A 12,902-nucleotide genomic window follows, 5' to 3' on the forward strand; every position below is an offset into this window, starting at 1 on the left:
GATTTGGACACTATTATCTTTCCTAAATTAATAGCATAAATTTGTTGGAAGACCTAACTTAGCCGTTAGGATAAATTCGTTAGTAAGTTTACTTCGAAAATTCACCAGTGTACATTTAATGTTTCCTTATTTTTCTTGTCTGTTTTTTAAATGGTAATTTTATTGAGAGGTCTGACTTTTTACAGAATAACAGGTAATTTTTTTAATAGTTGTTTCTCCGATTTCCCTTAGATATGTGGATATTTCTTTTTATACTATTCTTATTTTTTCTCGAATGAGTTTCATGTGTAGACATTATGTAATTGTTGTCCAACTAGGGCTTGAACTTCAATTTATCTTCTTTTTGAGTCGTATGAATAGAATTTACAGAATATAATGTCTGAATGCCTATACCTTTCATAATAATCAACGGGTTATTTCTTTACTTAGCGACCCAACCAGTGTTGGTGGTTCCTTTTTCTTTCACATACATTGTGGTTCCGGCTCCTCCGCTTCTATTTAAGTAAATAGAACCTGTTCTAGCAGTCACGACGCCTTCTGGACTTCCAGCACCTTGGAAAATTCCTCTATCATTGCAGGTACCATCTGAAGTGAAAAAACGAAAGCCTTTTTCATAGTAGGCTACGCCTCTAGAAGTTATATCACCGGAATTATTAATATTAACTGTTTCAGTACCCATAGGGTTAATTACCGAAAATACTTTACTAGTATTTCCTGTGTCATTACTTATCGTTAGTGTTGGGTTTTTAGCAGTTCCACCTCTAATCTGAGAACCACTACCTGATATTATAGTGTTACTATTAGCCCCTAATTCTTCTTCTACTTTAGAAACATCTAAACCATAGCCAGAGGATACAATATTCAATTTAGAGTATTGAAGAAACTTAATTTTTTCGGCACCTTCAAATCGGCAATCATGAAAGGAGTTGTAGTTACCAGCGCAAATTATGGCAAATCCATTCGCAAACCCACCATCTTCTAGTGAACAACCATAAAATTTTATATTATTTTGAACATATCCGTCAGATGCTTTTTCAATAACTAAATGAGCATATTCACCGTCTTTGAAAGGTATAGAAGACCAACTAAAACGACCTCCAATAACAGTATTTTCATTTGCCCATCCCCTATCATCAGAAGTAAAGACGAGGGAATATCTATTGTTATATACCCTCGAAGGAAAAAGTCTATTATAAGAAGTTCCTTTGCCGTTACCTTTAAAGACAATACCTCTATAAAAGTTTTCAGCTCCTATATCATAAAAACTACTTTCCATATTGTTAATAAAAAGTATTCCTATTATATTATTTGCCCAGTCTCTGGTGAATTTTCTTACAAATAGACCCTCAACTTTAACTCGATTATTATATTCAGTTTTGTTTCCTATTTGAATAGCTGGAGATACATTACCATTATAGATAAACTCACAACCAACCGCCATTACGTTTATACCATCAAATATAAGAGTTTCATTAAATAAATATTTACCACCGGTAGGAAATATTATTAATTGCCCTTTTCTTAAAGAAGCCAGAGCCTTTTTAATGGCCTTAGTATCATTTGTAATACCGTCACCTATAGCACCAAACTGTTTAACATTAACACCCCTGTCTCCTAATTCTGTCTCTATTGCCTCAGCCTGTTTCGCTAAAAACCTTATTTCTTTAATAATGGATTTACCGTTTTCACCCTCAAAATTAGTCGAATTGATTCTTTGTAATACCATATTTTGCCCTTCTTTTTTTATCGTATAACCAAAAATAAAAGCAAAAATAAAAATTATAAAATTTCTTAATAAGTTTCTTCGTTTCAATGATTAGCCCTCCTGATAATAGATAGTGATTCCTGCCATATAGAAAATTATCCATACTTTTCTTAAAGTAATGTATAACTATTTTCAATACCTTGGTAACTAACTTATCTTTACTTCATCATTTAATATCTCAAAGGTGTGGATTAGAGTCGATATTAATGAAAGTTATATCTTAAGCACTATTTCTAATTCGATCTTCAATGGCTGATTTATTTTGATATACAAAGCTGCTATGAATTCTTTTTCTTTCATACTACCAAATTGAAAAATCGCTAATTTTGCTGTTTTATAAATAAGGTTTTCTTAGAATGAAGACCCAATACAGAAGTTAAATAACACGATAATAACTGCTGAACATTTCTCATAAAAGGTTTGCATTGTTAAGTCTGGTTTAAGCAAATTATCTCATAGAATAACCTTTTCTTTGGAAATGGAACGGGACGGTACTTATTCTTAGTGATAGAACGAAATTTGCCATGCTTACTCATTAAAGAAGCCAATGGAGTAAATTCTTTTTTAAGCCATTTATGAATGATTATTTCTGATACTATATAGGCCTATTAAATCATTGACAGAATTATCAGAGTGATAAAGATCTACAATGGCCATCTTTAATTTATTATAATATTTCTACCCTGTATTCTAAAGTGCCAAGACGGACACATCCTTTCAAAAGTCATAGGAAGGAATTAACTAAGGTCCTTGAAACTACTTCAGTGATAATTTACTGTATCCTTTATCTTTGTGTCATAGATGCATGGATTGGAATGGAAGGGTGTGGTCAATTTCCTTTTATGATACTTGTTTTTATTTAGTATTAGTACACTAAATTACTTTTCAAGATTAAAATGATGGAGGGTCTGATATTGGTCTTTTTAGAAATGGAAGAAGATTCTATGCCAGCCCGAATAATATTTTTCTAGAAAAATATTAACCATTTTAGAGAACTCACCAACATTATTGCTGGGAATGTAAAACTATCGTTTATCTTTATTCGCTTTTTTGCAACCTCCACAAGCAGTCTTCCAAAGCTGATTCATTTCGTTGCTCGTTCATTATGCGTTGTAATGACTCGAAGAGTTCCTTCAAGTTTTTATTACTGAATTTTTGTTAAAAGGTTTTTCTTCTTATGGTTTACAGTGAAGATTTGACCAAAGATAATTTTGAAGACTTGACAATTATCTTTGGTCGTTTGTTTCCTATTCATAAGTTCTTCCCTTTGAAGTTTTCAAATAGTAAAGAGAGCCCGCTAATAAATGATAGTGGGAGGAGATATAAAAAAAATGCATCGACACTAAGCGGTGCTCCGTATTAAATAGTTATTTTACTAACTATTACCGCGTTTAATGAATAAGTCATATCCTTCAAAAATGAGTTCAAACGATTGGGTCGCCATGTATTAGGCTAAATAATTCAGTGTGTTTTTCATTGGAAATACGCTGAATAAAGTCTGTATTACCGTAAAAAAACTCTCTCGATTTTTACATGAAAATAGAGTTGGAGTGACTGAATAGAATTTTCTATTAAGGTTTGCCAGTATCGAAGGTGTATTTTAGATGAAACAGTTTTGCAGCAAGGAAAGCAGTTGTAAAGTTGGATAGATTGAACGCATTCTTTGTAGTAGTAACAAATTTCTAGAATCGAAAATCCATTTTCAAAGCATCCCTACAATAATTAGGCCAAACTCCCATCACCAAAATTTCGTAAGAACAATTTTGGCACGGATGATGATAATAAAGTGCAGCTTTATTTTATTTGCTTCTTTTTAAAATGTCCCTTTTTGCTTTAAAAGTCTTGCATCCATGTAACCGAATGAAAGGATATAGTAATAACTGTGAAAAATCTACTTACAGGTAGGTCTTTACTTGTGAAAGCGTTTCGGTTACTATTCACCATATGAGTTGTCGTTTTAAGGTTTAGAGGATAATGTAAACTACTATTTTTTCATTTTTTTTATACCCTTGAATTTTACTGGTGACTTGTTCCACTTAATAAAGGATCAGAAATGATTTAGATGTTCTGTTCTTGATGTACTTTCGAAATAAAATAAATCAATAATATATTTAAGGAGAAGACAATGGATAACATTTTCGACAGTGACTTGGCACAAATACCTAAGGAATTAAGTTTGTTACTTGAAATACTAAAGACGGACGAAGATAATATACAGATACCAATATCAATGAATGAGATTGATTGGGGAAAATTCCTTCATTTAGCGTTGCATCATCGAGTTTATTCATTAATTTATTCAAAGTTAAAAAAGTTAGATAAAGAATGGATTCCTTCATATGTTATTCGAATTTTGCGCCAAGAATACAAAGAAAATACTTTTCGAATGCTTCTTCTAACCGGAGAAATGGAACAAATAAGTAAATTGTTTACCGAGAATAAGATACCTCTTCTATATTTAAAAGGCCCAGTAATTGCAGCAGATCTATATGGAGATATTTCACTGCGAACTTCCAGAGATTTAGACGTTTTAATTCCGATAACCGATTTAAAAAGAGTAGATGAACTTCTTTTGAATTTTGGATATGAGAGGGAGAAGAGGGCAAGTTTCTTAAATGAGTGGAAGTATAGAGACCATCATGTAACATACATACATCCGCAGAAGAATATCCATCTTGAAATTCATTGGAGACTTCAACGTAGACCATCTATGGAACCTAACTTTTTTGAATTGTGGGAACGTAAAAGATTAAGTAAACTTACAACCTATCCTGTCTATTTCTTGGGAGAAGAGGATCTGTTTTTATTTCTTATTTCTCACGGTGCTCGTCATGGTTGGTTTCGTCTTCGTTGGTTGTTAGATATTGATAGGAATTTAAGAAAAGGAATAAATATTGAAAAAATTAATTTATTACTAAAGGATTACCATAACCATAATATGTTGGGACAAGCAATTATATTGGCTTCACAGTTATTAGATACTCCAATTATAGGAGATATGCAAATATTTACAGAAAGAAATGGTTCAAAAAAGTTGGCACGAAAGGCATTATATTTTGTCAAAGGAACGGAATCTTTAGAAGAGATTATGTCTACTAAAGATTATAAGCGTTATTTATATTCATTAAAATCAAACAAACAGAAATTCCTTTCCATCTTGATCTTATTTTATCCTAGTAAAGTCGATGAAAAAACCTTAAAGTTGCCTAAACTCCTACACTTTTTATATTTTCCGTTACGCCCATTATTATGGGTTTGGAGAAAGATAGTGGGTAAATTTTCTAAAAAATGGAATGAGAATAATACAACAACAAAAATCACTTGATTATTTCCATAAATGCCACTAAACTGTACCGCGAATAAAGGACATTGTAAAAAAGTCTCTTTATTCGGGGTTTTCTAATTTCTTATACTAGAAAGCCGCTTTTCATCGTATAAAAATATATGAGAGGAGGAAGTAAAATGAGTAAAATTTTATTTTATGAAATTCAAATGATAGTAGAGAATAATCCAAATGTAACACATGTATTTTAAAATCTATAGCTTATAGCCAGATTTTTTAAGCTGAAAGCATTTCAAGAAAATAAAGCAGGGCATAGCCCCTCATAAATCTTTATAGAGCATAGTGGGGATTCTCACCCACGGTTAGTTAGTGTTTTGGTAGACTTCAACTATACATAAAAGGAACTTCATATATCATATGATTTGCTTACCCCTACTGCATTTCTATCTATTATTCATGAACTTCAGATTTTAGTCTCCAGCCATAAAAAAATTAAGGATATTTATCACCCATAAACATTTTACTCATACTTCGTGTGCTCTTTTTGAATACAATAAAGCAGGCCCTTTTCTTATCATTCTCACTTTTATCCTTTTATCCCTTGTATCTATCTCTCAAGATGGAGATCGTTTATTTATTCTACAGGGTCAATGTTCAGCTAGTGGGGAATAATTTCTTTAGGAAATGAGCGGGTCCAAAGTATAAATAGCGAGGTTTTCCTATGTTAATAACTAGTAAATAAAAGGGGGGGAATCCTTCAGCAAACTTTGAACCCTAGTTTGCATCATACGCGAAATATCACAACGAATTGGCCTTCACATTGTCTCTGGTAGGAAGAGTAAATCTTGAGAAAAAGGGAGAAAAAATAAGAGTTGGAATTAATTTGCAGTTGAAGGGATAGATACAACCGAGACTAAAGATAAGGAAGTGAAGTCGATTGCTTATGAAATTATGGTCTATACAGAACATTCGTCGGATATTGTGAGGGTAAATATAAATCTAAGTAGCCCTGGTTCAGGATTACAAGGAGTAACCCCAACAGGCGACCAGACTGCTATCTTACAACAAATAATTAATAGTATTCCAAACGGTTACGGAGCTAATCTTCATTTAATGGATATGACTATCACAGTTAACAGAGATATAAACTTTCCGAATTATGTAAATCTAGTAGGCAGGAATGCCAAAATCATTATGGGGGGAACATTATCTTTTGGAGAAAGGGCTATAGTAGAAGGTATTGAGTTTGATGGCAATATGAATTGCGGTGGAATACTTGCAGTAGGTAATGACTCTATAATATTTAACAACAAATTCAAAAATTTCAAGAGTAGAACAGCAGGAAGCACAGTCGTTTTAGCTGTAAGTGGAGATGGGACACTAGTTGATAATAACCTATTTGATACAATTGAACCTTATTCTGAAAATTCTATTATTGGTGATGCCATTGGAGCTTCGAGGGCAATATACTGTCTCGATGCTGATTGCATTATCACACATAACACTTTTAAGAATATGAAAGGTTACGAGGATGGAGATTATATTCATGTTCAAAACACTCTGAATGAAGCAGTTTATTGGCCGTTTACGGAATCCTTGGATATCATGAATCGTAAATTTTCCGAAAAAGAAGTAAAGATTGAAAGTAACACCTTTTATCAAGATAGTAAGTCAAATATTAAAGTACAGGGTAGCGGTGTCACAATTAAAAGTAACAAATTCTATGTACAAAATACACAGTACGGATCAGGGGTTATGCGTGTCCAAAACTCTGAAAATGTAGCTATTTCCAATAATGAAATTATTGTAAGTGCTGTAGTTCCGCCGATGGTGTTGCTAGCAGAAATTGTAAATGGAGTGACTTTCTCTAACAATACTGTACGTATGCTGAGTAGTTCTGCGGTAGGAAATACGCATTCTCTTATAAACCTTTCACATGTAGCTGAGACTGATATAAGGGACAATATTATAAAAATCAAAAACATGAATAGGTTCATTAGCTATAAAAATGTAAAAAACCTTTCTATTGAGCGTAATACTGTTAATTGTATGGGTAATGATGTTGGGTTTTTCACCTACTGTCCGATTAGCACAACACTTCAAAATGAAGAAGTGAGTATTTTAGGTAATAAATGTAAAAGTGTTTCTGATCTATCGTTGCAATATACGTATATAAACGGCGGTGTTATAAGAGATAATGTATTCCAATCTGGTGTAACTTTCTACGGACTAAGTAGCAAAAACTACAAAATCTCGAATAACAGCCTGAAAAAAGGTGCAGATCTAAGAGCTGTGTATATAGATGATACCGTTTCAACTGGTATTACTGGAATTGATATTATCGGCAATACATTTGATGGTGCCTATACGGAATATATAAAAATAAACCATCCCGCTTTAAAAGTTAGGGTTTCACAAAACACACTATTAGGTAGTGGGAATTTATTATATGTGAATGCTTCACAAGTTAAAAGTGAAATCACTTATGTACCTGGTTCAAAAATAGTTAATTTTGATTTTGGACTGAAAGCAAATAGACCACAAGGGTACACTCTCCAAATCGGCCACGTTTTCTACCTAATGGACAGCGAAGAGAGGAGGCCGATATTTTGGAACGGGACAGGATGGTACGATTTAAAAGGTACATTAGTAGTATAGTAAACCGGCAAATACTGACATCATTTAAACATAGTCAGATCGAATCTTACGGAAGCTTTAGAAATATCTAGATGAATAAATATGACTTGTGAAAGTTCTGTATATCCCCAAAAATGTTTATTAAGCAAGGTGTCTTGGAATTTCCAATTATGGACTTGGTATAGTTGGTTTGAAAAACTTTAATATATAGAGTTGTTTGGACCCTTGAATAATAATAACCCTTATTGGGCTTGATAGATAAAATGTTCTTCAAATTTAAAGTGGATAGCTTCTAAGGAGAAAATCAACGACAACATCTATAACAGAATTTGAAAAAGGAAAGGTATCGTTAATAGAATATCTTTATTAATATAAGGTTGATGTTCTTGGTAGTTCAGGTATCCTTTCTATCTTTAGAAGTATTGATATATAGGCCTATATGCAAGGAGTTATTCAAGTGCCGCACTTTGAAAATTGAACTCTATAGAAGTCTACCAAAGTTTTAAGCCATAGCAACTTCGGTGTCACAAATCGCGGACATGAAACAAAAAACTAACAAATGAAATTCATCTTATTTACCTGGTAAGTAAGGGGCGTTATTGGACTCCCAAGATATAAATCTAACAAAAGAGATTTCCCTAAGTCTATAGCGTTTTCATCTTTTAATTAACAAGGAGTGAATCCGTTTTATCATCCATACAAAAAAATGTTATTCAATTATATAATTTTCTTAAACGAGACTTACTACACAGAAATTAATGAGAATTGGGTAGCAGCTATTACGTATACCCATCACGTTAAAAGATAATTGGATAAATCCAGTGGCTCAAACTTAGATTATCAAAAACATTTAAAAATCGAAAGATTGTTTAACGCTTTATAGGACTTTTATATACGGGAGGAAAAGTTATTGACATAGGCATAAATAGGTGGTAATTTTAGCTTATATAATTCGTTATTAAGAACAAGTGGTTCGCGGAATAGTACAAACGAAATGTTCATTTCAAGCGGAGAGGACTCCAATCCTAAGTTAGTTGAACACAAGTTGAACACAAAAAATTAATAAGAAAAAGGAACAATTTGAATCCGATATCTGTTTTTTTTTGATTTTTAACTGAAAGGACGAATTAAACATAAAGGTTTATTAACATTAACTATAGTGTGATTTTATTAAAGAGATAAATTACTATAAAGTAAAGACCTAAAGATACAACCCTAAAGCATTCTCATATTGACTTCCGTTTTATTTAGAAAGGATGAATTTTAAATGCCTTTATTTCAAATGACAGAAATATGGACACCCTTAAAATTAGTTGGGATTAAATTTTTTAGGTCAGATGATAGAAGTATTTTCATCAAGGCTTTTAACCAACATCGAAGAAAGATAAAGTGATATGTTTAGAATTTTCTAAAAAAATAAATCTGTTGGTGAAAATAAGATTCGAATATAGCTAAATTAGGGTGAAAATGATGAGTAGGTAAATAAAAAAGTTAGTTATTAATAGGTTATTTCACATAATTTCGTATACACATCATTTAAGATTTATGCAAAGAAGTACGGATCGCCCCATCACATTAACTCAGAATTAATAAAAATCCTGAAATAGTAGATTATATTAGAAACTCTATAAACATCACAAAGTAAGCAGGGGGAAAACATGAGCGCTATCACCGGTATTTATCATTTGAATGAAGAGCCTTTAAATCTCCAGCAGTGTCGTAAGTTGATGACAGGATTACAAAGGTACCCTGCTGATTCTATCCAAATATGGCATTCTGATAAGGTTTTTCTCGGTTGTCACGCTCAATGGATTACTCCTGAATCGGTAGGCGAAGAGCTCCCGTTTTACGATTTTGAAAGGCAATGTACAATCACTGCTGATGCCATTATTGATAATCGTGAAGATTTATTTCAGATGTTGCAAATAAAACCAATGAATCAAAAAGGCATGACTGATAGTGAACTGATTCTACTTTCTTACTATAAGTGGAAGGAAGATGCCCCTAAGTTCTTGGTAGGAGATTTTGCTTTTGTGATTTGGGATGAAAAAAGACAGAAGATGTTTGGGGCAAGAGATTTCTCAGGCAGTAGGACTCTTTACTATCACCAAAGTAATCAGAAATTTGCATTTTGTACAACGATAGATCCTCTTTTGTCACTAACATTTATTGAAAAAAAATTAAATGAGCAGTGGCTGGCTGAATATTTGGCGATATCGGGAATGATTGATGCGGTAGATTCTTTAATAACACCTTATAAAAATATATATCAGATACCGCCATCTCATAGCATGACGATTGAGAAAAATAAGCTGACTCTAAAAAGATATTCCTATTTAACTCAGGGGAAAAGACTAAAACTAAAGTCAAATGAAGAATATATCGAAGCATTTCAAAGTGTCTTTCAGGAGGCTGTAACCTCTAGATTAAGGACATATCGAAACGTTGGCGCACAGTTGAGCGGAGGCTTAGATTCAGGAGCTGTTGTTGGATTTGCTGTAAAGAAGCTGCAAAGGGAAAACAATAAACTACATACATATAGTTATATTCCTCCCGAAGATTTTGAAGACTTTACACCTAAATACTTATTGGCAGATGAGAGGCCGTTCATTAAATCTACAGTAAATCATGTTGGTGGTATTACAGATCATTACTGTGACTTTAAGGGAAAAGACTCTTATTCTGAAATTGATGACTTTCTAGACATCATGGAAATGCCATACAAGTTCTTTGAAAATTCCTTTTGGTTGAAGGGGATGTTTGAAAAGGCAAAAGAGAATGACATAGGGGTATTACTTAATGGTGATAGAGGGAACTTTTCTATTTCCTGGGGGTTCCCCTTAGAGTATTACTCTCTCCTTCTAAAAAGATTAAAATGGGTTTGTCTTTATCAGGAATTAGACCAATATCGGAAAAATGTGGGGGGGTCTAGACGGCGCCAGATGCAAACTATTGCAAGGATCGGATTTCCAGTTATTGATCGTGTTTTTCCAGAAGGTGTTCCATATAAAATTCCTTCCTTAATTAATCCTTGCTTCGCAGAAAAGACAAGCGTATATGAAAAATTCAAAGACCACGGAATTGACCAAACAGGATGGTATTCAAATTCTGATATGTTTAAAGAAAGAAAAAAGCATTTTGAAGATGTCTTTCAGTGGAATGCTGGGAGTACACTTTCCTCAAAGCTTTCCTTACGATACAAGTTGTGGAAAAGAGATCCAACTAATGATATCCGTGTAATTCGTTTTTGTTTATCTCTCCCAGAAAATCAATATGTACAAAATGGTGTAGATCGTGCACTTGTTCGAAATGCCACAGTAAATTACTTACCTGATAAAGTCAGATTAAACCAACGATACAGAGGTGTGCAAGGAGCTGATTGGGTTCACCGTATGCTTCCTAAATGGGGTGGATTTATAGAAGAGATAGAGCAACTTAGCACAGATAAAAAAGCATTAGAATTTCTAGATGGCCATGCGATAAAGAAAGCACTAGTAAAGATTAAAGAAGGAGCTAGGGCAGAATTTGCTACTAATCCTGAATATAAGTTTTTAATGCGCAGTTTAATCGTGCATCGATTTTTAAGAAAGTTTAATTAAAGGAGGTGATTAATATGAAAAAGGAATGGAAAAAGCCTGAGTTAGAAGTTCTTGATGTTAATAAAACAATGCTTGGAAGAGATGGTGATTACACGGATGCCGCATTTCCAGCAGGCACAGGTAAAGGCGATTTGACTTTTAGTTAATTTCTACCTCACGTACTTGTAGATTGCAAAGTAAAAGAACTGAGCCCCTATTTATCGAGTTAATAGGGGTCTGGCTTGAAAAATTCATTTAATAATTTATAAAAGGGATTGTATTCTTGTTGTAATTTAAACGAAAATAAAAAGAAAAGAATTTGTTTTATAAGTAGAGATTACTTCCTTAGATGAAATGTTAATATTTTGGGGGGTTTATATGATTGGTATTGAAAAAAAGACTGTTTACGAAGCTTTTGGTTTAACAGTTTCAAGTGAAATCCCTCTATCGGAATTACTTCATATTAATATAGAGAGTGATATAACGGATCTTGTTATTGAAAAAGCTGACCTCTATCCATTATGGAACGAACATTCGGATCCTAATGAAGATTTTGTCATTAAGAAAGACTGGATTATGTTCCGTGTGACAGGAACAGCCATTTTTTTGATACAAAGCGGAAGTAGAATAGTCGTTTCACCATTTAATGAGGCTTATGAAGATGAAATTCGACTTTATATCCTTGGGACCTGTATGGGAGCAATATTGATGCAAAGAAAGATTCTTCCTTTACATGGAAGTGCGGTAGCCATAGATGGCAAGGCATATGCAATTGTGGGTGATTCTGGTGCTGGGAAATCTACTCTTGCTTCAGCATTATTAAAAAGAGGCTATCAGCTCATAAGTGATGATGTCATACCAGTAACACTTACTAATGAAAATGTACCATTTGTAACACCTTCATATCCTCAACAGAAATTATGGTTGGAAAGCTTAAATCATTTTGAAATGGATTCAACTAATTTTCAATCACTCACAGTTAGAGAAAATAAATTCGCTATTCCTGTACAAGCACAGTTTGTTACCGAACCACTCCCACTTGCTGGTGTATTTGAATTGGTCAAGGGAGATAATGACGAGATAGAAGTTAAACCAATAGAACATCTCCAAAGATTTTATAAGTTGTACTATCATACATACCGAAATTCCTTTATTCAACAATCTGGATTAATGGACTGGCATTTCAATATCTCCGCCAAAATGATCAAAAAAATTGATTTTTATCAATTACGTCGACCTACAAACCGTTTCACCGCTCTAGACTTATCGGATTTAATAATAAACATGCTAAAAATGGAGGAAATAGTACATGATTAAAAACCAAAGAGTTACCAAGAACCATTTATATAGTCAAAGTCCAGGAAACATTGTTAGTGATATGGATGGAGAAAAAGTGATGTTAAGCGTTCACAAAGGTAAGTATTATAATTTAGGTGAATTGGGTGGAGAGATATGGGGGCTAATGAAGGAGCCCATTACGATTCAAGAGTTAGTTACAACATTAAAGTCTCAATATGATGTAGCTCAAACCGAGTGTGAGGAACAAGTCACTGACTTTTTAAGTCAATTGTTAGAGCAAGGCCTAGTTAAAATAGAAGATAGAATCAATTCCTAGTATCATGAATTTCTAGCTCTAGGA

Annotated in this window: 7 protein-coding genes; 6 read left to right on the forward strand and 1 reads right to left on the reverse strand. The window is 33.2% G+C overall.

The annotated features are described in order from the left end of the window. Nucleotides 1-421 precede the first annotated feature (421 nt). Complete coding sequence (locus tag BS1321_RS20915; RefSeq protein WP_063232935.1) at nt 422-1,813, reverse strand: glycosyl hydrolase family 28-related protein; 1,392 nt, start codon at nt 1,811-1,813, stop codon at nt 422-424. A gap of 2,077 nt (nt 1,814-3,890) precedes the next feature. Between BS1321_RS20915 and BS1321_RS20920 the strand changes: the two genes are divergently transcribed. The 6 genes from BS1321_RS20920 to BS1321_RS20940 all read left to right on the forward strand — a co-directional run bounded on the left by BS1321_RS20920 (nt 3,891) and on the right by BS1321_RS20940 (nt 12,878). Further along, nucleotides 3,891-5,090: a nucleotidyltransferase domain-containing protein gene (locus tag BS1321_RS20920; RefSeq protein ID WP_063232936.1), complete on the forward strand. Its 1,200-nt coding sequence runs from the start codon at nt 3,891-3,893 to the stop codon at nt 5,088-5,090. A gap of 885 nt (nt 5,091-5,975) precedes the next feature. Continuing rightward, a complete protein-coding gene (locus BS1321_RS20925; RefSeq protein WP_155726459.1) occupies nt 5,976-7,706 on the forward strand; it encodes a right-handed parallel beta-helix repeat-containing protein in 1,731 nt (576 codons plus the stop codon). Nucleotides 7,707-9,343: 1,637 nt separating this feature from the next. Beyond that, a complete protein-coding gene (locus BS1321_RS20930; protein ID WP_063232938.1) occupies nt 9,344-11,284 on the forward strand; it encodes an asparagine synthase-related protein in 1,941 nt (646 codons plus the stop codon). A gap of 14 nt (nt 11,285-11,298) precedes the next feature. Continuing rightward, nucleotides 11,299-11,430: a paeninodin family lasso peptide gene (locus BS1321_RS27625; protein WP_155726460.1), complete on the forward strand. Its 132-nt coding sequence runs from the start codon at nt 11,299-11,301 to the stop codon at nt 11,428-11,430. A gap of 211 nt (nt 11,431-11,641) precedes the next feature. Then, nucleotides 11,642-12,580 (forward strand): HPr kinase/phosphorylase, encoded by a 939-nt coding sequence (locus BS1321_RS20935; RefSeq protein WP_063232939.1) that lies wholly within the window; start codon nt 11,642-11,644, stop codon nt 12,578-12,580. Beyond that, entirely contained in the window at nt 12,573-12,878 is a 306-nt protein-coding gene (locus BS1321_RS20940) for a lasso peptide biosynthesis PqqD family chaperone (protein WP_063232940.1), read from the forward strand. The genes BS1321_RS20935 and BS1321_RS20940 overlap by 8 nt, the downstream gene beginning before the upstream one ends. The last annotated feature ends 24 nt before the right edge of the window (nt 12,879-12,902 follow it).

Source organism: Peribacillus simplex NBRC 15720 = DSM 1321 (assembly GCF_002243645.1).
Taxonomy (GTDB): Bacteria; Bacillota; Bacilli; order Bacillales; family DSM-1321; genus Peribacillus; species Peribacillus simplex.